This is a genomic window from Hymenobacter crusticola (assembly GCF_002154225.1).
GTDB classification, from domain to species: Bacteria; Bacteroidota; Bacteroidia; order Cytophagales; family Hymenobacteraceae; genus Hymenobacter; species Hymenobacter crusticola.
The window spans coordinates 399,507-423,178 of record NZ_MTSE01000004.1 but is presented as its reverse complement, the minus strand read 5'-3'; the positions used below and the strand labels follow the sequence as shown (position 1 = coordinate 423,178).

General features: G+C 56.6%; 14 protein-coding genes. 5 read left to right on the top strand and 9 right to left on the bottom strand.

The features are described 5' to 3' along the window. Positions 1 to 154: 154 nt before the first annotated feature. Positions 155 to 874 (bottom strand): PD-(D/E)XK nuclease-like domain-containing protein, encoded by a 720-nt coding sequence (locus tag BXP70_RS10860; RefSeq protein ID WP_179197660.1) that lies wholly within the window; start codon positions 872 to 874, stop codon positions 155 to 157. Positions 875 to 1,241: 367 nt separating this feature from the next. On the opposite strand from BXP70_RS10860, the gene BXP70_RS10855 reads away from it, so the two are divergent. The 3 genes from BXP70_RS10855 to BXP70_RS10845 all read left to right on the top strand — a co-directional run bounded on the left by BXP70_RS10855 (position 1,242) and on the right by BXP70_RS10845 (position 7,190). After that, positions 1,242 to 2,915 (top strand): PA14 domain-containing protein, encoded by a 1,674-nt coding sequence (locus BXP70_RS10855; protein WP_086594084.1) that lies wholly within the window; start codon positions 1,242 to 1,244, stop codon positions 2,913 to 2,915. A 206-nt stretch (positions 2,916 to 3,121) separates the two neighbouring features. Continuing rightward, a complete protein-coding gene (locus BXP70_RS10850) occupies positions 3,122 to 3,589 on the top strand; it encodes a MaoC family dehydratase (RefSeq protein WP_086594083.1) in 468 nt (155 codons plus the stop codon). Between the two features lie 199 nt (positions 3,590 to 3,788). Then, positions 3,789 to 7,190: a S41 family peptidase gene (locus tag BXP70_RS10845; protein WP_086594082.1), complete on the top strand. Its 3,402-nt coding sequence runs from the start codon at positions 3,789 to 3,791 to the stop codon at positions 7,188 to 7,190. 87 nt (positions 7,191 to 7,277) lie between these two features. Here BXP70_RS10845 and BXP70_RS10840 read toward each other — a convergent pair whose 3' ends face one another. The 8 genes from BXP70_RS10840 to BXP70_RS10805 all read right to left on the bottom strand — a co-directional run bounded on the left by BXP70_RS10840 (position 7,278) and on the right by BXP70_RS10805 (position 21,677). Next, positions 7,278 to 7,715, bottom strand: a complete 438-nt coding sequence (locus BXP70_RS10840; RefSeq protein ID WP_086594081.1) for a DUF4174 domain-containing protein — start codon at positions 7,713 to 7,715, stop codon at positions 7,278 to 7,280. Between the two features lie 70 nt (positions 7,716 to 7,785). Then, the gene (locus BXP70_RS10835) at positions 7,786 to 8,997 is read right to left on the bottom strand and encodes a glycoside hydrolase family 88/105 protein (protein WP_317044464.1); all 1,212 of its coding nucleotides are present in this window, start codon (positions 8,995 to 8,997) and stop codon (positions 7,786 to 7,788) included. An 80-nt stretch (positions 8,998 to 9,077) separates the two neighbouring features. Then, a complete protein-coding gene (locus tag BXP70_RS10830) occupies positions 9,078 to 11,234 on the bottom strand; it encodes a hypothetical protein (protein WP_086594080.1) in 2,157 nt (718 codons plus the stop codon). 49 nt (positions 11,235 to 11,283) lie between these two features. Next, on the bottom strand, positions 11,284 to 15,051 hold the full coding sequence (locus BXP70_RS10825) for a DUF4450 domain-containing protein (RefSeq protein WP_086594079.1): 3,768 nt from the start codon (positions 15,049 to 15,051) through the stop codon (positions 11,284 to 11,286). 93 nt (positions 15,052 to 15,144) lie between these two features. Continuing rightward, on the bottom strand, positions 15,145 to 16,668 hold the full coding sequence (locus BXP70_RS10820) for a RagB/SusD family nutrient uptake outer membrane protein (protein WP_086594078.1): 1,524 nt from the start codon (positions 16,666 to 16,668) through the stop codon (positions 15,145 to 15,147). 18 nt (positions 16,669 to 16,686) lie between these two features. Next, positions 16,687 to 19,896 carry a SusC/RagA family TonB-linked outer membrane protein gene (locus tag BXP70_RS10815; RefSeq protein WP_086594077.1) on the bottom strand — a complete coding sequence of 1,070 codons (3,210 nt, stop codon included), beginning with the start codon at positions 19,894 to 19,896 and terminating at the stop codon, positions 16,687 to 16,689. A gap of 219 nt (positions 19,897 to 20,115) precedes the next feature. After that, positions 20,116 to 20,361 (bottom strand): hypothetical protein, encoded by a 246-nt coding sequence (locus BXP70_RS10810; RefSeq protein ID WP_086594076.1) that lies wholly within the window; start codon positions 20,359 to 20,361, stop codon positions 20,116 to 20,118. Positions 20,362 to 20,597: 236 nt separating this feature from the next. Then, complete coding sequence (locus tag BXP70_RS10805) at positions 20,598 to 21,677, bottom strand: glycoside hydrolase family protein (protein ID WP_143436452.1); 1,080 nt, start codon at positions 21,675 to 21,677, stop codon at positions 20,598 to 20,600. A gap of 588 nt (positions 21,678 to 22,265) precedes the next feature. On the opposite strand from BXP70_RS10805, the gene BXP70_RS10800 reads away from it, so the two are divergent. Together BXP70_RS10800 and BXP70_RS10795 are read left to right on the top strand one after the other, a co-directional pair. Then, positions 22,266 to 22,706 (top strand): hypothetical protein, encoded by a 441-nt coding sequence (locus BXP70_RS10800; RefSeq protein ID WP_086594075.1) that lies wholly within the window; start codon positions 22,266 to 22,268, stop codon positions 22,704 to 22,706. Positions 22,707 to 23,141: 435 nt separating this feature from the next. Then, positions 23,142 to 23,672 (top strand): (2Fe-2S)-binding protein, encoded by a 531-nt coding sequence (locus BXP70_RS10795; protein ID WP_086594074.1) that lies wholly within the window; start codon positions 23,142 to 23,144, stop codon positions 23,670 to 23,672.

The window sequence follows — 23,672 nt, the reverse complement described above, 5'->3', positions numbered from 1 at the left end:
GTGAAAAAATATCAAGCGCTTGTCTTCCCCATTGCAAGTGCGATGCCAGGCACCCCATGCCAGCATGCTTCTCTCCTACTTTATCTATGAATACCCCAAACTTACCGCCGAAGAGCTAAGCTTCACCTATAGGCTTTGTCAGGTGCTGTTGACTCTACGACTCGGCGGGAGTTTGCCCCAGATTATTGGCGACTTCGCGCACCGTTTCGGTCAGGTAGCTAGGTACCTCCGCGTTGGGGAGCAATAACTTCAACAAGCGCATGTACTTCGCCCGCCCTTCCGTTAACATTGGCGGAGATACTTCCACCGTAAATACGTCAAACGGCTCTACCTTCTGCACCCCTACCAACAGGAAACGATCGGCATGCAACGCATCGGAGTAGAACGCAGCTTGCCGGTCGTAGTCATAGCCACTGCACTGAGCCAGGAAGTGGTTGTAGTCGCGGGCCAGCGTCGTCTTGAAGTCGATAATTGTGTAGGGGTGCCCTGGCTGATCAACCACCAGATCGGCTCGTAGCTTACACAGGGTATTGGTCGTCGGCTCCGTGAAGATACAGCTTGGCTCGGGCGTACCGGCTTGCAGCAACGCGTTCAACTCGGGGTTGAGCTTCACGCCATCAACCAGCCACCACACGAGCGTGTCGTTGATGCCAGGCTGGCCGGGCGTATATAATTCGGGCTCTAGCAAGGCCGTGTGAAAAGCCGTACCCAAGCTCAACGCGTTGAGGGCAGAAATTGGCCGGGGTGGCCGCCCATTAAGTGCATCCCGCAGGCGCGACAAATCGGAATTAGCAATAGCAGGCGCGGCCCGATAGTCGTCGTACGACAGGCGCAATAAGTCAGGGCGGCGGAAATTTTCGGGTTGTACAGACACGGGAATAGAACAAGAGAAACCGCAAAATAGCTCCTTACGCACCCTAGGTTTGGAGGGTCGGGCTTGGTTTGCTTTTTCCTGCTTCTTACCTCTTTCGTCCAAAAAGCATGCACACCTAATCGCTTGTCTAGTTTTGGTACTTATCGGCACTAGCAATAACCTGCGAGAGCAGATGCAGCGCATCTAGCAGCTTCGCTAGCTCGACTATAAAACCAGCCTTCAAGGCATGAAAGGCCTTATTTAATGCTAAATAAGAATTTGGCAATACTCTAATCGGGTACAGATGCGGCCGGAAATTTGTATGCCGTTTTTGTACTTAGCAATTCCGGCTATCTTTCTTTGATTGGTTCAATATCTTCTTTAAATCGTGCGACATCTACTCTTCTGTTCTATTCTTGGACTCGGTGTAACTCACTCCGCGCTGGCTGGTTTGCTGGCAGGAGCCGGGAATACTGATTCCACCAAAACGACCTCGGGTGTTGCTGATCCTGCCGTAGCGCAAGGTGCTGGCACGGGTCTTACAGCTTTCTATTTTAATAATGGCACGTTGGCAGGCGCTCCAACGCTCCAGCGCGTGGATGCTACCGTTGATTTTCGCTGGGGCAAAGGGGCGCCGGCATCTAGCGTACCCGCTGACTATTTCTCGGTGCGTTGGGAGGGCTTGCTAGCAGCGCCCACCACTGGCAGCTACACGTTTGCCGTCCCATCGGACAGCGGCGTGCGGCTGTGGGTCAATGGAAAAAAAGTAATTGATACGTGGAGCACAAAGGGCACCACCAGCATTATCGGAGTACCTGTGAGCCTAGCTGCGGGAGAAAAAACTAGCCTAAAGCTCGAATACTACGAGGAAGAAGGCGACGCCACCGTGCAATTGATGTGGACGCCACCCGGCAAAGCGCCTCAGATTATTCCGATGTCGTACCTGTATCCGGCGGGCTCGCCGACTACCCCCGACCCAACGGGGCCGGCCCAACCAGCCGTAGCCGCTGCCCCCAAGCCTACGGATGCTAGCGCTACGGCTAAGACACCCGCCGCGCCGGCACCAGTTGTAACTACCGAGGCAGTAGCGGTGGCAATGCCCACCATGCCGGCACCGCAGGCCAAGCCGACGCCCCCCGCACCCCGACCGGCGGCTCCCGTTGCGCCCAAGCCAGCCCCGGCCCCAAAACCCGTAGCAGCTGAACCAAAAGAGAAAGGACCAAAGCCCGCAAAGCCTTCGTCTTCGGCTCCTAAGCTGGTGCGAGCCCCCAGACCGGTAGCTACTCCGGCCCCGGAGGCAGAGGTGCTGGCGGGTGTGTTCACACTGAAAGTCCGCACGACGGGTACCCCGCTCGAAGTTAGCGAACCTAGCCACCCATACACTGGCGAAAGCTTAACGGCAGCTAGCACCACGCCCACCGACCCACAATGGAAGATTGAGAGCGTAGGCGAAGGCTATTACCGCATCGTAGTGCAGGGCAGCAACAGAGTGCTGGAAGTGCTAGGTAGCGAAACCTCCAATGGCACGCCTCTGAGTCTGTGGACCTATTATAGCGGTAATAACCAGCTCTGGCGCATCGAGCCCGTGGGCGAGGGCTATTATAAGCTCATTGCCAAGCACAGCCGCAAAGCCCTGACGTCGAAAATTCCGGCGGAGGGTGGCCTTCAGCAGTGGCGCTACAGCGGGCGCGAAGACCAGCAGTGGAAACTGGAACCCGCTACCGTGAAGCCGCCGACCATGGTAGCTAGTAACGTACCGGGTGTGGGCGCCAATAACATGAGCGTGTACCCCAACCCGTCGAACGGCGTGGTGCAGATGAACTATCAGCTGCCCGAGTCGTTGCCGCTGGGCTGGGTACTTTATGATCAACGTGGCGTGGTAGTGCGTGTTTCCGATTATCGGCGACAAACTGCGGGCCCGCACAACCAGACGCTTGATTTTCTGACGCTGCCCACCGGCGACTACAACCTGCACTTAACGGTAGGTACGGTTACAACCCAACAGCCTGTTATTATTCGTCACCCGAAAGGTAACACGGATGAGACACAAGCGTCGAAGTAACCTAGCTCAGTACCAACAGGAGGTTACTATCCACACAACACAAACGGCCTGGTTGCTGATGCTCGCGAAGAGGTCGGTGGCCAGGCCACTGCGTTTTTACGCACGATGCTTAGCGGGTAGTGATGCGCTCTTCACCACCTTTACCCGATATTGCGGCCGCATTACCGTCCGTGTGCCCCACGAACTATTCTTCAACTTTTGCCCGCATGAGTCACGTAACTATCAGCAGCTTAGAAGAGCTTTCCCGCTACGAAGGTCAGGAGCTAGGCGTCTCGCCTTACTTTCAAGTCACGCAGCCCCAAATCAACTTGTTTGCCGAAGCCACCCTCGACCACCAGTGGATACACGTGGACGCGGAGCGCGCCCAACGTGAGTCGCCCTTCCAGGCGCCTATCGCCCACGGCTACCTGACGCTGTCGTTGCTACCGTATCTGTGGACGCAGATTGTAACCATCAACAATCTGAAGCTCCAGGTAAACTATGAGATTGAAAGTTTACGCTTCAACCAGCCAGTGAAAGTGGACAGCTACGTGCGACTTCGCGCCAAGATACTCTCGATCAAAAACCTGCGCGGTGTAGCTAAGACCAGAATCGAAGTAAATCTGGAAATTCAGGACCAGCCCAAACCTGCTTACACCGGCGTCATTACGTTTCTCTACCACTTCGAGAAATAACCCACGTTAGCTCGCTTTTCGCTGCCCTACAGCCCTACCAAATACTTGGTGGGGCTGTGCTATTTTCTGCCGACAGTATTCGACCTTGTATAATTGAAATAGCCTTTAGTCGGCAAGCATCGTTGGTTGGGCCGTTCACTTGTACTGCTTCTTGTGCCAAGCACCGTCAGCTTGGTCTACTTGCTCTGTTTCCTTACCTATGCCTAATTCTACTTTCGTGCAACGCTTTCCTAAGCGTTTACTGCTGGCTAGCTTGCTTGCAGTGCCTTTCGCTTCTGCCCTGGCTGCCGACCCACCGACGGCCGCTTACTTCACCGAGCCGGCCGTGTCGCCCGACCGCACCGAGCTAGCCTTTGTATCGGGTGGGGACATCTGGACGGTGCCGGTGGGTGGTGGCGAAGCGAGGCTCTTGGTAGCACACCCCGCTACCGAATCTCGTCCGCTGTACTCACCAGATGGTAAATCGCTGGCCTTCACCTCAACTCGCACGGGCGCCGGCGACGTGTACGTGCTCAACCTAGAAAGTGGGCAACTGCGGCGCCTCACTTTCGACGATGCCAACGATCAGCTCGACGCTTGGTCGCCCGACGGCAAGTGGCTCTACTTCTCCTCCACCAGCCACGACATTGCCTCCATGAACGACATCTACCGGGTGTCGGTGGGCGGGGGCACGCCCATGCCCGTGAGTGCCGACCGCTACGCTAACGAGTTTTTTACGGCCCCGGCGCCCGACGGCAAGAACCTAGCTTTTTCGGCGCGCGGGGTGGCTTCCAATTACTGGTGGCGCCACGGACACAGCCATTTAGACGAAGCCGAAATCTGGCTGCGGCGCGAAAAGGATGGCAAACCCAGCTACGAATCCCTGACCTCGAGCGGCGCTAAAGACTTGTGGCCGATGTGGGCCGCGGGCGGGCAACGGCTCTTTTTTGTCTCCGACCGCGGCGGCAACGAAAACCTTTGGACCATCGGCCTTGACCACTCCCCGGCCCGGCAAGTGACCAGCTTCAAAGATGGCCGCCTGCTCTGGCCTAGCATTTCCTACGACGGCAAGCTGATCGTGTTCGAGCGTAATTTTCGCCTCTGGACCTTGGATGCCGATAATGGGCAGGTGAAGGAAATTGCTATTCGGCGCCGCGGGGCGCCGGCCGGTAGCCCCGTGGAGCGGGTGCGCTTCACCGACCGCTTGCAAGAGCTAGCCTTGTCGCCCGATGGCAAGAAGGTGGCCTTTGTGGTGCACGGCGAAGTATTTGCCACTAGCGCAACGGCCGGCGGCGAGGCCACGCGCCTGACCATCACGCCCGCCGCCGAAATGGAGATTTCTTGGTCGCCAGACAGTCGTAGCCTTCTTTACCTTTCGGAGCGCGACGCGGCCACGCACATCTACCGTTACGACTTCGGCACGGGCAAGGAAACGCGCCTCACCAACGACAAGCTCAACGACGCGTCGCCGCGCCTTTCGCCAGATGGCAAGCTGCTGGCGTTCGAGCGCAATGCCCGCGAGTTGCGCGTGCTCGACCTAGGTAGCAAGCGGGAAAGCGTAGTGGCCACCGCCAGCTTCGACCGGATACCACTGCACGCCGAGCGCTCTTTCACTTGGTCGCCGGACGGCAAGTGGCTAGCGTTTCTGCCCCGCGGCGCGCGGCGCTTCACCAACGTTTCGGTGGTGCCCGCGGTGGGTGGGAAAGAAGCTAGGCCCGTCAGCTTTGTGGCCAATACCAACAGCAACGGCGTATCGTGGAGTCCTGATGGGAAGTTTCTCCTCTTCGACACCGGCCAGCGCACCGAGGACGCCCAGGTGGCCCGCATCGATTTGCTGCCGCGCACGCCGCGCTTCCGCGAAGACCAGTTCCGCGACTTGTTTCGCGAGCAACAAACTCCCACGCCAACAGCACCCGATAAAAATACGGCCCCAACGGTAAAGCCGGCCGGCCCGCTGCCTACCGCCGCGCCCGACTCCGGGCGAGCAGCTAGCCCTAGCTATGCGGCTGGTCGGGGGAAAAAGCGGGGCGGCAAGAACACGGCCAACGCAGCAGCAGCCGATTCTGCTGCTCCCAAGCAGCCGGTGAGCATTGTGTTCGACGACATTCGGCGCCGGCTGAGCTTGCTGCCTATTGGCGTCAACGTGAACTCGCACACAATCAGCCCCAATGGGAAGTGGCTACTGCTAACAGCTTTCGTAGCAAATCAGTCGAATCTCTACCTCTACTCGCTCGATGAACTGAGCCGGGAAACGGCCGTTGTCAAGCAGCTCACGTCCACGGTAGGCCTGAAGCGCGACGCCCAATTTTCGCCCGACGGCAAAGAGATTTATTACCTCGACCAAGGCAAGATTCAACTTATTTCGGTAGATCCGGAGAAAGGTAAGGCACGTGCGCTGACCGTTTCGGCAGAGATGGACGTGGATTTTGAGCGCGAAAAGCAAGCGGTATTTGAGCAGGCTTGGAGCTACCTGCGCGACCATTTCAACGACCCTAGCTTTAACGGCGCCAACTGGGTGGCCCTGCACGATCAGTATGCCCCGTATATTGCCGGCGCCCGCACCGTGGACGAAGCGCGCCGCTTAGTGAACTTAATGATTGGGGAGCTGAATGCTTCGCACACGGGCTTGAACCCAGCCGCCCCGGCCGCTGGCACGGTTTCGCCTTCCACTGGCCGACTAGGAGTTGAATTCAACCGCGAAGAATACGAGCAGCGCGGTCGGTTGCAAATTACCTCGGTGCTGCCGCTAAGCGCAGGCGACTTGGCTGGCCTCAAGCCCGGCGACTACCTCCTGGCCCTCGATGGACAAGAACTTATAGCTCCCGTTAACCTTGACGAACTGCTACAATACAAAGTAAACCGCCGCGTGACCTTGCGCGTGGCTTCGAACGCCAAAGGCACCAGCGCCCACGATGTAGCGGTACGCCCCTTGAGCCGCGACACGGAAAAAGGCCTAGCGTACCGCCAATGGGTGGAAGAGCGCCGCGCTTATGTAGCCAAAGCCAGCGGCGGCCGCCTCGGCTACGTGCACATGTACGACATGTCGGCCAACTCACTGGCGCAGCTTTACCTAGACCTCGACGCTGAGAACCTAGGTCGGGAAGGCGTGGTGGTGGACGTGCGTAACAACAACGGTGGTTTCGTGAACGTGTACGCCATCGACGTGCTAGCCCGCCGCAGCTACCTGACCATGACCAACCGCAATCTGCCGCAAGCCATTCCGGTGCGGGGCTCGCTGGGGCAGCGCGCCGTAGAACTGCCCACCATCCTCGTCACAAACCAGCACTCCCTTTCCGACGCCGAAGACTTTACCGAAGGCTACCGCGCCCTGAACCTAGGGAAGATTGTGGGTGAGCCAACGGGCGGCTGGATCATCTTCACGTCTAACGTTTCCTTGCTCGATGGCTCCAGCCTGCGCCTGCCCAACACCACCATCCGCGCCACCCGCGACGGGCAAGTGATGGAGATGAACCCGCGTCCGGTAGATGTGCCCGTCGCTCGGCCTATTGGGGAGAGCTATGCCAACCGCGACGTACAACTGGACACAGCCGTGCGGGAGCTGCTTACGCAGCTAGCTGGCACGAGCAAAAGCAAACCAGCTAGCACAGGCGGAGGAAATTAAAAAGAGACCAGTCCGGCTGCGCTGGCGGCGGCCGGACTGGTCTCTTTGGCACGACAAAGGAATGAGGCGAGCCTAGCTAGGCTCGCCTCATTCCTTTGTCATTTCTTGCCGCCGCATGGGCATTTTATCAATAGTGCCGAACAGCTCCTGCGTGGTTAATGCTTCCTTTTGGCGCAGCTTCACGCCGCCGTCTTTGCCAATCAGCAGCACGGCGAATTGCGCTGGGTCGACTTTAACCTGCTGTTGCAAATACTGTTTATCGGCGGCCGATAGCTGAGTGGCAACTAGCTCTAGCACCTGAATGTCCCGGCTGCGGGTCGCGCCTTGCTCCTGGGCCAAAAGGCTTTTTTGCTGCTTGAACTCCGCGTTGTCGGAAGTAGGAGCATAAAGCAGCACGATACGCTTTTGCCACCGACTAGCGCGCAACGTCTCGGCCAAAGAAGGGTGCTGAGCGGATTGCGTCATGGCCAAGAGCGGCGCCACCAGTAGGCACCCTAGGATGATGAAACGAAGTTGAAGCCTCATACCAAGCTAACCTTCGCCTGCTACCAAAGGTTGCCGAAACCCGGCCGCAAGAATGCACCTTGGCGCGTTCTTACAAACCTTTCTTAGCCATTTCCATTTCGAGGCTCGCCATAATGAACGGCCCTACTCCCTTAAAATCGTTCTTTTTGATTGGCTCGCTGAGGTAGTACTCGTAGCTGCCGTCGCGGTAGGGGTCGCCACCTAGGCCGCCTACGCTCACGGTACCGTTCATGGCCAGGGCACCACTGGGGGCTGTTTCAATGAAGTTCTTCACCAAGCCTTGATAGCCTTTTTGGGCCACAGCCGCGTACTTTTTATCCAGGTACCCTAGGCGCACGCCCTTCGCTATGGCGTACACAAACATGCTCGACGAGGAGGTTTCGATGTAGTTGCCAGCGCGGGTGCCTTGGTCGGTTACCTGGTACCAGCCACCGGTTTTGGGGTCTTGAAACTTCACTAGCACCGGAGCTAGGCGTTGCAAGTCTTTAACAAGCTGCTGGCGCTGCGGGTGGCTTTTGGGAAAGTAATCGAGCACATCGACCAGGGCCATGGCGTACCAGCCCATGCCGCGGCTCCAGAAGTTCGGCGACTGGCCGGTCTGCTTGTTGGCCCATTTCTGCTCCTTGCTCTCGTCGTAGGCGTGGTAGAGCAGGCCCGTTTTTGGATCGACGCAGTATTTTTCAATCAGTGCAAACTGCTTGGCAATGTCGTCGAAGTTGGCGGGTTGGTTGTAGATCTTGCTGTACTCGGCATAAAAGGGCTCCAGCATGTAGAGGCCATCGAGCCACATTTGGTTGGGGTAGCGCTTCTTGTGCCAGAAGCCGCCTTCCTTGGTGCGCGGGTGGGTGGTGAGCTGTTGGCGCAGCAAGTCGGCGGCCTTGCGGTATTTGGTTTCCTGGGGAAAGCGCTGCGCCAGCGTGAGCACCGAGCGGCCCGTCGGAATGTTATCTACGCTGTAGTCGTCGGGCTTGTAGCCGGTGATAGTGCCATCGGGCTGCACCGAGTAATCTACGATCTTACGCACGTAGTTGAAATAGCGCGGGTCGCCGGAGCGCTGCCCCACGCGCTCTAGCGCCGTCAGCATCACGCCTTGCTCGTAGCCCCAGCGCGCCGCCTTGCTTTTGGCAATGCCCAAGGAATCGGGGTATTCGGCAATAAACGAATCGGCCATGCGCTGCGAAAGCGGCTTTGTGGCAGTCGTCGACGCGCTAGGTTTCGTTTGGGCCCAGCTAGCCTGACTGAGCAGCAACAAACCGAGCAGGAATTGAAAGTAGGTCTTCATAGGGGAGAAAAGGATAAAGCTAAAGTTTCGCGTTGAGCTAGGTTGTCGCCAGTACCGGGCAGCTGCTTTGCGCCGCGGGCTTATGGCATTTTTTGCAGGCCTTCCCACTTCACTTTCCAGTCCTTTGGGATGCCGGGAGTCGCTTCGTTGCTGCCCTCATACCCGGCGCACATAAGGGCGATGGCGGCCAGCAAGCCCCCGTTGCCGGGCAAGTAAATGCGCAGGCGGTCGTCCTGAAAGTTGTGGCCGTTGGGCAGGTAGGTGTTGGTGTGCACCTTCATCAGGAGCGCGTCCACCGCTTTGTCGGGTAGGCCGAGGCGGGTGGCGGTCATGGCGGTCATAGGGAAGTCCCAGCCCCAGGTTTTGTCCCAGCTCCAATCTTTCCAAATCAGGTCGAAGGTGCGGCGCATCGTGGCGGCGTCTTGCTGCCCCGTGGCGGGCATCATGCCGAGCGCCCCAAACACCGACGGGTGGTCGGTTTTGTACTCGGGGTTGGTGTAGGAGTCAGGGGCGCTTTCGGCAGCTAGGTACACGCCGTTGGCTTCGGGCAGCTTCGAGAGCTTTTTGATCACCTCATCCCACTTTGGGTTGCGCCCTAGGCCGGCCCGCTCGCGCCACTGCTGCGCCACGTTTAGGGCCCAGTGCCAGTACACCAGCTCGTAGGTTGGGTTGAACGTCTCCTCCGCTTTGAAGCGCTCCTGCGCCGGAATCACGCCCTTCCCTAGGATGTAACGGTCTTTGTCTTTTTCATAAAACGGGTACGACGCCATAAACTCAGCCGTGCCGAATACCATGTCCTGGTATTTCTTCAGCGTTGCCGGGTTCTTGTGTGCCCGGTACACCAGCTCGGCCATGTAAATGGGGTGTGGCTGCTGCCAGATCAAAAACGCACCCACCGACGACGGGGCCTCCTTGCCTTGGTTGTCGGTCATTTTCTGCCACCGCAACCCCTCAAAGCCTTGGCGCTTGGCAATGGCTTTGGCACCGGCCTGAATTTCGGGGCGTAGGTACCAATCGAGGCTTTCTTCCAACAAGTCGGTGCGGCCCCAGAGGCCGTAGTGCATGTCGTGCCACCAGTGCATTTCGAGGTGGGGCTTGCCAAACCAGCTGTTGTAGGTCAGGCCGGTTTCCTGGGGCGGAAAGTGGCCGGTCGTCTGGGTGCGGATAAGATACTGCGACAGGATGATGCGCCGCTCTAGCTCGGCAGCTCTAGGGTCGGGGGTGCCGCTGAAATCAACGGCGCCGCCGCTGCTCCAGAAACCCGCCCAGCGCGTTTGGCTATTTGCAAGAGCAGCCGCGAAGGGTGGCACCGTGTCGGTCTTGTTGGCGGCGGTAAACCGGCAGCTTACCTCAAACGTGTCTTGCGTTTTGCCGGGCGTGAGCACAAACTCGTGCGGCCGCCCCGCAGCTAGCTTCGCCGCGTCGTCGTTCCAGATCAGCCCCACGAAGTACTGATCCGCATCCAGCTTATGCGACACCGTGGCAGTGTGGCCTTTCTGCCGTTCAATTGTAGAAGTGTGCTGGTCATTGTGGGTGTAGTTCACGCCCGTATCGTCCCACTCGGCGGTCGGAAACGGGAACCGCAAAGCTACCTTCAGGCGCTGTTGTTTCAGGAGCGGCGACTTCACCCGCACGGCTACCAAATCCTCAGCCTGGTGCCCTACCGTCACGACATCAACCGGCGTCCCTTCCAAGGTGAAGTGGCTCGTGATTTCGCCCGTCCACGGGTTCAGCACTTGCCGAATGTCGCGCAAGTCTTTGATGGTGGCTTTCGCGCCGTTTTTCTTCAGCAGCACAAAACCTAGGTTGCCGAGCTGCAAGCGGTGCGGGTTGGCCCGCAGAAAATCTTGCGCCACCTTGGCTCGCTCCGGCGTCTTAACTTGCACGGTATAAGGGATTTTTCGCCCATTGAGCAGATACTCGCGCTGGGCCTCCTCCACCTTGTAGTTGTTAGGATTCGGGAAGCTATGCCAGCCCCACTCCGATTCTGTACCCAGAGGCACGCCCTTTTGGTAGTATTCAGGAAAAGTTTGCAGGCCTGTGATGTCGGTGGTGAAGGCAAACTTACCGTTGCCAACTGTCAGCGACGACAATGAGTCCGTCTTGGTGTTCACCACTTTATGCCGCTCCACCAGCGCCTTCCGGTCGATGGGGGTTTGTTGGGCAGCGAGGGGCAAAGCACCTAGGGTTCCGGAGGTTAAGAATAGGCTAGCTAAGAATCTGGAAGGGTAAGGCATAGGCAATGCTTAGGTTGTTTTCTGTGTGGAGAGATGAAGAGACGGGAGTTTACTCACGGACCAAGGTCGCGCTCATCAGCCCAATGACAACGTCGTTGGCCAGCGCTTTCACGGTTAAGCTTTTCAGCTTTTTCTGGGGGTTTAGTGGCATATCGAGCACGGTAGCCGCCCCCCCCTCGATGGCACGGGTGCTGAAACCTTTGATGGTCGTGTACTGACTGAAGTCGCGGGTGACGAGGCCGGTTTGCAGGTGCACGCGCCATGGCTTGGGGGCGTCGGTGGTGAAAGCAAAGCCATCTTGGGCGTAGTCTTGCTCAATGGGCCACCAATTCTCGGGGTTGCGCAACGCGAGGGTTTCGCGGGAGCCGTCGGCGTAGGTCACGATGACTTCGCCGTTGGTCAGGCGGGTTTGCATGGGGTTTGTGGAGCCCGCCATTAGCAGGTAGGCGTGGGTGGCTTTGCCTTTGAGCGGCACCGTTTGCTCGGCTTTGTAATTATCCCACTGCGACACAAACAGCACGTTCTTCTCCCCGGCCGCACTTGGCGTGCGCAGCGGCGCGCCCCATGGCAGCTGAATCTGGTTCTGCAGGCCAGCTAGCTTGCGCAACCCTATGTCGTTGATAATGGCTTGCGTGAGCGGGTAGCACCAGTTGCCGATGCCCTGCGTAGGCAACTGCAACGTAGGCCCCTTCGGCCGCGGCGACAGGTATTTATTCTGAAAAATACTGGTCACCTTATCGTTGTAGTACGGAGCTAGGTCCACGGTTTCGTAGCGCGTATTCGCCTGAGCCGGGGCCGCCCAGGCCAATAGGTGTTGGGTCACGCGCTGGTTTTTGCCCCATTCTACCACGACAGGGTTGCTACCAGGCACAAGCTGAGCAGCTGGCACGGCTATAGCCGCCGACATGGCATGCGCCGGCACACGAATAGCATCAACGGATGCCCTCTTGCCCCTACCGACCGTCACGCGGGCTTGCACGGGCGCATCCGTATGGTTTTGCAGTTGAAATTGCAGGCTATTCGTTTCGGGTAATTCGTTAACAGTTAACGCTTGATGCACCTCCACTGGCAACGGCGCCCACCACGTTAGCTCGCCCTGGCGGAGTTGGGCAAAGGCGGTGCGACTACCTATTTCGCCCGCTACCCTAGCTTTCAGCTCGTTGCCCTGCGCCGTGGCTTCTTGCAGTATTTGTTGCGGATCGAACAGCTTCGTGATGCTGGCATGCGGCAAGCGGACAGTCATTGCGGCGCCCGTAGCATACTCGGAAGCTAGGCTTGGTACATCGGGCGCGGCACCTTCCCACTCAATAGTGACTACGTACTGCGCCGCCGGGGCGCTGTCAACCTCGATGCTAGGTTGCCCAACGGCCGAATCCACGTTTTTCCACGCTGCTTTTTGTCCATTCACCGTCAGGCTCTTAATGGTCGTTGTGCGGGCTTGCACTTGCAGCTGGAGCTTCAAGGGCTTGGCAAAATGCGGCGTGAGCGTGTACGTATCGTGGTTGCCTTGGCGCTTGAAGTCGAAACCTAGGTCGGGCACTTGCAGGGTGGCTGAGTTCCAGGCCATCGGCAAGCCCGGCCGGATCGTGAGCGTACCGGCCAGCACATTAGGCACAATGCCAAATAAGCCCTCCACCAACGAGCGCGCCGTCATGGCTACGGGGTCAGCGAAGTCCCGGTATAGCTCGCCGCGGTTGGCGTCGTAGAAGGAAATCTGCTGGATATTACCGGGGCTGGAACCTAGGTACATGCTTTCCAACAACGCACTCTTCCACAGTTTGAAGGCTTCTTCGGGGCGGCCGGCTTGCCAGTTGGCGAGGGTAGTATGCAGCACCTCAGCCATTGCCACGTTGTTTAGCGACCAGTCGTAGGGTTGCCAGTTGGTAGTCGACAGCAGGTAGTAGCCATCATCGGGAAGGCCTGCGGCGCGCACCGGGATATGCGGAATCTCCGCCTCTACGTAGCGTAGCGCTTGGTAGGCCTGAAAGGCATCGGGCACCTCGGAGTCGAGGGCGTGGTAAATGGTCCAGAGGCCGGCACTCGGGTGTAGCTGCTTCAACCCCAGAGCATCTTGATACTCTGCGTACCAGCCTTTGCCTGGTTGCCACAGCCGTGTGTTCAGGGCCTGCCGAATTTGTGTGGCTTCCTGGCGGTACGGCTCCGGGTTTTCGCCAATCTGCGCCGCAATGGCCGCCGCCACCGAGTTCGACCAATAGGTATAGGCTGATGAATGCGTGACGGCGCCACCGCTGTACTGCAGGGCGTCGCTGGCCCAAATGGTGGCGTAAGCGTCGTACAGGCCGTCGTTGTCGGCGTCGAAGTTGCGCTTTTCCCAGGCGAGGTGCCGCTGTAGCACGGGCCACATTTCCTTGGCAAACACTAGGTCGCCGGTCCAGTAGAAGTGTCGCAGCAGGGCATCAATGTACACCAGATTCATGTCGTAGTGGTGCGGGCGGAAGTCGCCGCCGGGGTTGCGGCTGATGTAGCCGTCGCTGTACACACTAGTGCCTAGCTTTTCCAAGCTGCGCGCTAGGTTCAGGGTCGTGTCCATCACGATTGGTCCGGCCGGGATAGTCAGCTGCGACTTAGCATAGGCGCGGAAGTGCGCTTGGGCACGGTCGTGCCAACCGAGCGGATCGGCCACGTACGGCCCACGCCAGCCGTTGAGGCGCATGCGCCATGCCACCGAGCCGTGCATATACGAGGGGTATTCCCAGATAGCATCGGCGGCCACGCTCAATGCGCCCCCTAGGGTATTGATGTACGGGTCGGGCGTTACGACTTGCACCCGATTAGCAAGTTGTTGGCGGGCTGCTTCCGCCTTGCTAAAAGCGCTAGGTAAATCTGCATAGCGCAGGCGCACAGTCTCCTCCGCCTTTTGCACCGCAACATACAGCTCCTCTCCTGCTTTGGCCGGCACCACGCCCGTCAGCACTGGTGCACCCGCAACTTTAGAGGCCAGGAGTTGCTGCGGTGAGTCTTGCTGGGCGGCGTCGGCTAGGTGCGTGGCAGAAGTTGGCGGCACCACGCCAAGCAAGCTCTTGCGCACCATAGGCGTAGGCTTCTTCGTTTGACCGACCGGCTGAATTTCGTAGCGCTCGGCTTCCGTACTTTTAGCTTCGGCGCCATATTGGAGCGTGAAGGCATTATTCGTCAGCACAAACGTGTTGCCTTGGCAGTACTCTGGCTTTAGGTAAAAACTAGATTCCGGATCAGCACCGATGTCACCGTCGCGGCTAAACTTTTTACCCGTAGCACCGCCGTAGGCCCAGAGCAGGCGCACTTGTCCGGCTGGCACTTTATCGAACCTAGCTTTTACTAGCATGCCCTCGGCGTCGGCCATAGCCAGTACTTCCAAGTGCAGCTGCCCTGTGCCAAGCAGCGGGTCTTCAATGTCGTAGAGCATGCCACCGGGGCGGTAGCGGGCGGTGATCTTCTCGGCTTTAATCAACCATTTACTCTGGCCAGTGGCATCAAGCAATCCAAACTTGAGGTTGCCGCCCATGCCGGGCAGGTACAGCGCAAATTCCGGCAAGTCACCCGCCTCGACGCGAAAAGCAGTATTGGTGCCGTACAGGGCGCGGGTGAAGCGCTTGTTGCCATGACTGATGACGAAGTCTTGGCCATCGGGGTGGTAGCGGAGCGTGCGCTGCTGGTCGTGCCAGCGGCTAGGTTGGCTAGAGCTGGTCTTATAGGCGGTTTGCCCCGCTGAAGTATGCGCCCCAATTAACCCAATTCCAAGCAGCAACAACCAACCCACCGTACGGCCTTTTTGGCCTAGGTCTACATACTGCGAAGTCGATGCTGAAACGCTCATCAAATAAGTAACGGGTACGTATTCTAAAAAAGAAGCCCGGCCTCGCAGTGTATATACTCTGCGAAAACCGGGCTTGCTAATTATTACCTGACCTTATTGATAGCCAAGGTTTTGATCATATAAGCCAGGAGCGGCACTCCGTTCAGCTTGTGGCACGGGATAGATGATTTGGTTGGCATCTACGTTGCGGCTCATGCGGTTACGCGTGTCTTCCTTGGGAATCCAGGCGTTGATGGTGGTAAGTACCAAGCCTTCGCGCACCAAGTCGTGCCAGCGCGAGCCTTCACCGGCCAGCTCACGGCGGCGTTCTTCCATCAGCTGCGGTAGCGTAACGCCGGTGAGCTTGGTTGTAACGCCAGCGCGGGTGCGTACTCGGTTCACGGCATCGTCTACTTCGGCCTGGCTACCACCGGCGCCGTGCAGAATGCACTCAGCCTTCATCAGCAGCACATCGGTGTAGCGCAACACAATCCAGTTGATGCCCCAGTCGGTGCGGGTCGTGCCGCGGGCGCTTTCGTTTAGGTACTTCTTCATCAACCAGCGCGTTTCCTTGAAGCCGGTTGTGCTGGTGTAGCCCTGAGCGAAGTTGAAGGTTTTGCGGACGTCGCCGGCCGGGTAGGAATTCAACAGATCGTTAGCAATCGGCCGGATTTCCAAACCACCTGAAGCAAAAGGAATTTTCAACGCCGTGAAGTAGGCATCGGGCACCAGCAGACCGGGGAAGTCGCTACCTAGCCCTGCGCCTCCGCTCAAAAACTGGATGTCGAAGATGACCTCTTTATTATTCTCGTTGGTGTAGGAGAAAATATCAGGGTAGGAAGCTAGGAAGGAATACTTTCCGCTATTGAGCACTTCATTCAGTAGCGGCAGGGCTTTGGTGTACTCGTTGGTGGCTAGGCCCGGACCTTCAATACCGTAGGTAGGACCCGAGCGGGTCAGGTACACCAGGGCCAGCAGGCTTTTGGCAGCGTTGGATGTAGCCCGACCTACGTTGGGCTTATCGGCCGTCACGCTGCCGTCGTAGGAGGCCGGCAGGTTGGCAATAGCCGTTTGTAAGTCCGAGATAATCAGATTGTACACGTCGGCCACGGGCGTGCGGGGCACTTTCGCTACTTCCGCTGGCACCAGAGCTTTGTCAATCAGGGGCACTTTGCCGAAGAAGCGAACCAGATCGAAATAGTAGAAAGCTCGCAGGAACTTAGCCTCGCCTTCGTAGCGGGTGCGTGCGGCATCGGCCACCACACCTCCGTTGTTGGCCAGCTGGTCTAGCAGCGTGTTCACCCGGAAAATGCCGTTGTAGTTACCACTCCAAGCTTCCGCCACGTAGGGGTTGTTCACTAGCGCCGTCGAGAAGTTGTTGACCGGTGCCCAGTCGCGCACCCCTAGGTCATCGACGCCATAGATGTTATCGGAGCGGGTTTCGGAGAGATTAAGCGCCCGCGTGGGGTAAGCAACTAGCGGAGCATAGGCGGCCGACAGCGCTTGGTCAAAATCAGCCTGGGTTTGGTAGAAGGTCGGCGTTGAGCCGCTGGAAAGCGGTGTTTGATCCAGATCTTTCTCGCATCCACTCAGGGAAAGCCAGCAGACCGAGGACAAAAGAAAAACTATTTTTTTCATGAGAAGGGAAGGCTAGGCTTAGAAGGTAAAGTTCAACCCTAGAATGAGCGATTTGGCAAGCGGCAGCCCGCCGTAATCGACGCCTACCGGGAAGTTGTTGTCGCCGCCGCCGGTGTTCACGGCTTCGGGGTTGAAGCCACCTGTGTATTTGTCGTGACCGAAGAAGTTTTCAGCCGTCACGTAGACGCGCGCTCCTTGCGCGATGCTCTTTTTGATGATCAAACCTAGGTCGTAGCCCAACGTGATGTTGCGCACCCGGTAATAGTCGGAAGAGTATAGCCAGTCGGTGTTCTTGATGCGGCCGAAGGTTGAATACGCCTTGCCGCGCTGGCCAGCACCTGGATCTTCGGGGGAGCGCCACCGGTCGCGGTACAAACCGAGCACGTTATCTACTTGCCCAGTGCCCGTGCGGTCTACGGCCCGCCCAAACAGCGAGTAAATGGAACCGCCATTCTGTCCTTGCACCAGTACGCTTAGGTCAAAACCTTTGTAACGGAAGCTGTTGGTAACACCCCAGATATAATTCGGGTTTGGGTGCCCAACGATCTGGCGGTCGTTTGGATCAATTTTGCCGTCTCCGTTAGCGTCCACATATTTCGGGTCACCTACCGTTTCGGAGCCATAGAGCGCTGCGCCCCCGTCAATATCACTCTGCGACAGGATGCCATTTTGCTTCACCACATAGATGCTGTAGAGCGGCTGCCCGACTTTCAGGATGTTGTTCGGAATGTCGTACGCAGACACAATCTCAATTGGAGCGTCGCCTACGCCTAGGTGCACTACTTTATTAGAGTTGTGGCTCACGTTCACGGAAGTATTCCATTGGAACGCCCCCACTAAGTTGTGGCTGGTTAGCTCCAGTTCCAGACCGCGGTTCACTACTTCGCCGATGTTCGTTAGCTGCGTGCTGAAACCAGCGGCTGACAGCACCGGAATGTTGAGCAGCAGATCTTTGCTGGTTTTGGTGTAGTAGTCAAACGAGCCCGTCAGACGGTTTTTGAGCACGCCAAAGTCAAAGCCAACATCATATGTGCGGGATCTTTCCCACTTCAGATCAGGGTTGTTCACCCGGTTAGGCGCCTGCCCGCTTGCCTGAGCGCCGCCAAAGGTATAGTTGTAGATACCGAGGGTCGCGATGCTGCTGTAGTCGCCGATGCCGTTATTGCCGGAGTAACCTAGGCTAGCCCGCAGCTTCAAGTCGCTGATGGGCGTGATGCCCTGCATGAAGCTTTCCTGCGAAATGCGCCAGCCCAACGAGGCGGCGGGGAACACGCCAAACTTGGTATTCTCGCCAAAGCGGGAAGAACCGTCGCGGCGGATGCTGGCCGACAGCAGGTACTTGCCGGCGTAGGCGTATTGCACACGGCCGAAGTACGAAATCAGCGCACTTTGCGTCTCAGTGGTGTAGTTGCTGCCCGTGCCGCTGATGTTCGTCGCCGCATTTAGCGTGGTCACAGCTTGGTTGACGAAACCACCCGTAGCAGAAAGTGCTTGCGCGTATAGCTTGGTGAAGTTGTAGGAATAACCAGCTAGGCCCGTGATGTCGTGCTTGCCACCCAAGGTTTTGCTATACGTCAGCGTGTTTTCGTTTACGAACGTCTGCTTGCGGAAGCCGCTATAGGAGCCCGCCGCTTGGCGACTACCTAGGCTACCATTTACGAAAGCTGGCGTATACGATTTCGACTCCGCATCGGTGTTGTCGATGTTGGCCGTCGAGCGCAGAGCTAGCCCCTTAACAATCTGGAATTCACCGTAAATAGTACCTAGGGTCCGGAAGGTTCGGGTGTCACCAATCGAGTTTTGCAGCAGCCGAAGTGGGCTGTTGCGCGTTGTGCCCCAGTTATAATAAGTGAAGTTGCCCGTATTGGTGTTCAGGCCAGCCGTACTTTCCACTACCGGCGAGCTAGTTACCACCAAGTGGAGCAGGTTGTCCTTGCCTTCCACACCAGGGTCATTGGTAATGGAGTACGAGGGCGAGATGTTCAAGCCGAACTTGAACTTGTCACTGGCTTTCACCTCTACGTTCGCCCGGGCCGAGTATCGCTTGTACCCTAGGCCGATCACCATGCCATCCTGTTTCAGGTAATCACCAGAAACGTAATAGTTTACAAAATCACTAGCTCCGCTGGCGGCGAGCTGCACATCCTGCGTGAAACCAGTGCGGAAGGCTTCCTTTTGCCAGTCTACGAAGTCCAATCCTGGATGACCAGGCTGTAGCCACCGGTCATCAATCATATACTTGGGGTCGATGGTCGTTACCTTCAACGCAGCCTGCCGTTCGGTTGTGGTTTGGGTAGCAAGGCGCCCAGGGCCAGAGTTTACCCAGTTGGCATTGATAATCTCAACGGAGCGGTCAATCCACTCATCGGCGTTGAGCATATCGAGCTTTCGCACGGCTTGGGTGAAGCCTGCGTAGGTGTTCAAGTTGATCTTCGGCTTGCCCGATTTGCCCCGTTTGGTGGTAATCAGCACGACGCCGTTGGCTGCCCGCGAACCGTAAATAGCGGCGGCCGCAGCATCCTTCAACACCTCAATGTTTTCGATGTCATTGGGGTTGATATTATCCAGCGGACTGCCACTGCCGAAACGGCCAGAGGCATTTTGAGCAGCTGCCTCTAGCGGGAAGCCATCAATCACGTACAAAGGCTCATTATTGGCTGTGATAGAGCCAGCGCCACGCACCTGCACGCTAAAGCCACGGCCCGGTACGCCAGTCGTCTGCTTCACCTGCACGCCAGCTAGCTGCCCTACTAGCGCTTGATCGACGCGAGCAAGTGGCCGCTCTTGTAGCTTTTCAGCGTTAAAGGAAGCTATAGCTCCGGTCACGTCGCCCTTTTTCTGGGTGCCGTAGCCTACCACTACTACCTCGTCCAACGCTTTTGTATCTTCTACTAACTTGATGGTCAACGTTTCGGCACCTGAGAACTTGCGTTCCTGCGTTTGATAACCGATGTAGCTGAAAACCAACGACCCAGCCGTTTCCGGTACTGATAGCGTAAAGCCGCCGTCGGCGCCCGTGGTCGTACCATTGGTGGTACCTTTTACCACTACAGTCACGCCAGGCAAGCCCTCGTTATTGGCCGAAACGACCCGGCCCGTCAATTGCCACTCGGCAACGGCCTTGGCAAATGGGCGAGCTTGTAGGGAGCTGACTGCAGGATTAGCCAGCAGTAGCAGCGCGGCAAGCGCTACCGGCTGACCACGTCGCCAGTTATAGGTTTTCTTCATGGGGTAAGGGGATAATAGGTGAGCGTGAGGAAGACTGGGTGGGATAATTCTAAACTAGCTTTCGAACCTAGGCAAACCCTCCTGTAGAGTGCCGGTTAGGTGGATTGCAGCGGCCTCTTTGCACATGGGTAAGAAGTTCCCGAGCATTCGGTTAGCGCAGCGGTAGCTAGGTTCGGGGGCAGGAGCCAGACCTCACTTCTCGTCTGGCTACGCAGTGCTTTATTGTTTTACATTGGGGCTGCTCAGAACGGCGAAAGCCTCTTTATCTGCGGCGTCACCTATGCTGGTGCCGTCTTTCTTCGTGGCAGCAGTGGCTGCTTGTGCTTTGGGCTTGTTCAGTACTCTTCCATCAGCTCCAGATCTGCATCCAGCTAGGGTCACTTTGGTTACGTTCGTAGTAACTGGCTGCAGCAGATAACTGCCCCACGTGAGCAAGAAGATAACAAAGGCAGGAAGAAGCTTCATACGTCTGCAAAAGAGAAAAACCGGGCTACAATTTAAGAAGATTTCACGGAAACGTTTGCAATGCAAACGTTTGTCCATCAAAAATCATAATCGTTGACAACCTGGCAACTTAACTGGTAGAGAGACTAGGCTGTTTCTCGTAGCGCAAAGCTGAACTAGTCACCTTGCTAATCCTTCCCGCACTCTCCTGCTGCTGAGTTTTTTGCTGTTGTGCCATACAGCGCTACACCTAGCGTTTAGCTGATCTTGAACACAAACGAAGAAGCCGTCATGGCTTTCCCACCTTGCGAAGCGCAGAACATATACTCGGGCTTCCCATTGCGCATCAATAGCTGCGGACGCTCTAAGCGGCCATATCGCTTTAGGTTAGCGGGCGCGGGTGGCTCCTGCACGTAATCGCGCACGGGCAGAAAGGCAATCAGCGGATAATCCCATTTCTTGCCATCATCCGATTCTAGGTAGAGGCCGACCTCTTGGTTATACACGCCCATGTCGCGCGCCAGCATGTGAAACTTGTTGTGCTGGCGCCAGACGTAGGCATCCTCAAACTGCTTGTTATTGCCCTGCTTAGAGAAATCAATTACCGGGTTGCCCGCATATTTCACGTAGGGTCCTTCAAGTTGATCGGCAATCGCAAGACCGTACTTGCGATTGCCTCGAATGACTGGATCTGTTGCATTCACATAGTCGGCGGTGTTCCACGATTTGTAGTACAGCCAGTATTGCCCGTTCGGGTGCTTCACGAAGGCGGGGTTGGTCGTGCAATGATCATCCCAGGCGCCCGTTTCGCCGGGCAGAAGCAAGGGCTGATCAGGGCGTTTCCAAGGTCCATTGAGCGAATCAGCGGTAGCTAGGCCGATGCGCTTGGTGTCGGTCTTGCCATTGGAGTTGCCCATAAAAAACAGGCAGTACTTGCCATCCACAAACTGGATATGCGGATTATGGCACGTAGTAGCGTCCCAAAAGCCAGGGCCACGTGGGGCCAGCACGGTTTCGACGTACTGAAAAGGACCCGCAGGAGAATCGCCGATGGCGTGCGCAATTTCCGAGCTGTTGATCCAGCCGCCCATGCCCCGTTTGGCCAGCCAGCGCGAAAAAAACACGTGCACCTTACCATCGGGTCCGTAGATGGGGCTGTTGCACCACACGTACCAGTCGGGCATTTCCAACACTCGCCCAATTGGGTGCAGGTGCTTGCTGAACTTCGACAAGCTGCTTTTAGGAAAATCTAACAGCCGCTTGCCGGCGAAGCCAGTCGCAACCCGGGCGAATGGTGCTAAAGTCAGACTGGCTATAAAATCTCTGCGCGTCAGCATTTTACAAATACTTTTTCTGGTGCAGCTACCTGTTGGTGCATGGTTTCGCGCACGTTAGCCTTGGTCTGAGAATGCTCGATTCTTTCAGTTACTACCTAGCTAGCGTAACGCAAGGCACTGCGTAGTGCTTCCAAAAGTTCAGACTTGAAGCTACAAAGAATGCTGCTTGCGCTGGCCAAACCTTCCTGCACTCTTAGGGTCGTTCTGGTCATCCTATACTTTGCAAGGCTAAGTAGCCATCGGAAAAATGTACAATCAACTTTTCATTCTTATATTTCCACAGAACGTCCCGAAACCTGATCAATTGACATAGTTCAGTGAAATTTGATCGGCAATCGGATCCTTATGTTCATAGTCAAAAGCATTCTTTGTTTCATCAGATCGAGCCGGCTTAGCCAATAGCGCTTTCTTTATTTCTGCTAGTTAGAGCCCACGAAAAGGCCTTCTTAGTCAATAAAACGTTTTTCACAATAGAACCGAACACAACTAGTTACGTCTATAGCTTGTGAAGAGCAAGGCTATTCAGCCCTAGGGCAGCAAAGCTTTTGGCAGGCTATTGTTTCTCAACACGCATCACAGATTTCGGAAATGAGCCTTTCTACCCTAATTGAGTCAGATCCTCTGATCATTTCGTACGACGAGGAAAATCAATGGCTGTATGCTGATTGGCAAGGTGAGCTAGGTAACACGCAGATTAAGGAGGGCGTTGAACGTCTTCTGACTTGCTTGCAACAGACTCCTTGCCGCAAGATTTTGAACGACAATTCCAACGTTATAGGAGCTACTTGGTACTTTTCCGAATGGGTAGCGCAGGACGCTATGCCGCGCCTAGCCGAAGCGGGTCTACAATATATTGCCTGGGTATTATCACCCTCGCTGGAGTGCCGTTTGTATGCCGACCAAGCAGTAGGATTGACGAAAACGCCCTTAGCTGCTGTTTTCGACGAGCTAATCGGGGCGCACCAATGGCTGCGTTACTGCGAGCAGTGGTTTCCGGCCCAACGCTACCTAGGTACCCCAGCCCCGTAACCTAGTTAGTTCCTGCTCAGAGCATTCCCAATCAGGTAAAATAACCACGCAGCGCCCTAGCTTTTAACCAACACCTACCCTATTTGGCTTCTTCAGCCGCACCGAATAGCCTAGGGAGCATCGCTGAGCTTAGGTAAGCCGCTAGCCCCCATTCGCTTAGGCTATTGTCCGGTTACGCCACGCTGTGGTAGGATTCGTTATATTATAATGCATACAGCGGTGTATCAGCTAGATACATCCTGCTTTATTAGAATTAATCTAGTTAACTAAGTAGTGTAGGGGGTCGTACAACCGAGTTCAATTCGTGTGTAGTAGCACCGCTAGCAATCAGCTGGCGTGTACGTCATTCAGTCGCGGCTAGCTGCAAGTTAGCCAGCTTTTGCTGCACAGTATTGCATCTGTCAATATCCAACCACCTACTTAATCTATTGCTCTATGAGCAGCAAAGTTTTAACCGAACCAATCGGCGATGTGGCTGTAGGCCTACCCCCACTCCAGCGTGTGACGCTGACTATCAACGGTGCCGAAAAACAGCTAGAGGTAGCACCCTGGACTTCTCTGCTCGACCTTCTGCGTGAATACCTCGACCTAACCGGCACTAAGAAAGGCTGCGACCATGGTCAGTGCGGCGCTTGTACCGTGCTAGTGGATGGCAAACGCATCAACTCCTGCCTGACGCTGGCCGTGATGAAAGACGGCTGCGAAATCACTACGGTGGAAGGTTTGAGCAAGGGCGACCAGCTGCACCCGGTGCAGGAGGCGTTCATTGAGCACGATGCTTTCCAGTGTGGCTACTGCACGCCGGGCCAAATCTGCTCGGCCGTGGGTCTGATCAACGAAGGCCACGCCAAAACCACCGACGACATCCGCGAGCTGATGAGCGGAAACATCTGCCGCTGTGGTGCTTACCCCGGAATTGTGGCTGCCGTAGAGCAAGCCCTGAAAGTGTGCCAGCCTAACCAATAA

Bases quoted from the DNA above. Each gene is read 5' to 3' on its own strand.
- BXP70_RS10850 (WP_086594083.1), top strand. From the start codon at position 3,122: ATGAGTCACGTAACTATCAGCAGCTTAGAAGAGCTTTCCCGCTACGAA.
- BXP70_RS10845 (WP_086594082.1), top strand. From the start codon at position 3,789: ATGCCTAATTCTACTTTCGTGCAACGCTTTCCTAAGCGTTTACTGCTG.
- BXP70_RS10840 (WP_086594081.1), bottom strand. From the start codon at position 7,715: ATGAGGCTTCAACTTCGTTTCATCATCCTAGGGTGCCTACTGGTGGCG.
- BXP70_RS10835 (WP_317044464.1), bottom strand. From the start codon at position 8,997: ATGAAGACCTACTTTCAATTCCTGCTCGGTTTGTTGCTGCTCAGTCAG.
- BXP70_RS10830 (WP_086594080.1), bottom strand. From the start codon at position 11,234: ATGCCTTACCCTTCCAGATTCTTAGCTAGCCTATTCTTAACCTCCGGA.
- BXP70_RS10825 (WP_086594079.1), bottom strand. From the start codon at position 15,051: ATGAGCGTTTCAGCATCGACTTCGCAGTATGTAGACCTAGGCCAAAAA.
- BXP70_RS10820 (WP_086594078.1), bottom strand. From the start codon at position 16,668: ATGAAAAAAATAGTTTTTCTTTTGTCCTCGGTCTGCTGGCTTTCCCTG.
- BXP70_RS10815 (WP_086594077.1), bottom strand. From the start codon at position 19,896: ATGAAGAAAACCTATAACTGGCGACGTGGTCAGCCGGTAGCGCTTGCC.
- BXP70_RS10810 (WP_086594076.1), bottom strand. From the start codon at position 20,361: ATGAAGCTTCTTCCTGCCTTTGTTATCTTCTTGCTCACGTGGGGCAGT.
- BXP70_RS10805 (WP_143436452.1), bottom strand. From the start codon at position 21,677: ATGCTGACGCGCAGAGATTTTATAGCCAGTCTGACTTTAGCACCATTC.
- BXP70_RS10800 (WP_086594075.1), top strand. From the start codon at position 22,266: ATGAGCCTTTCTACCCTAATTGAGTCAGATCCTCTGATCATTTCGTAC.
- BXP70_RS10795 (WP_086594074.1), top strand. From the start codon at position 23,142: ATGAGCAGCAAAGTTTTAACCGAACCAATCGGCGATGTGGCTGTAGGC.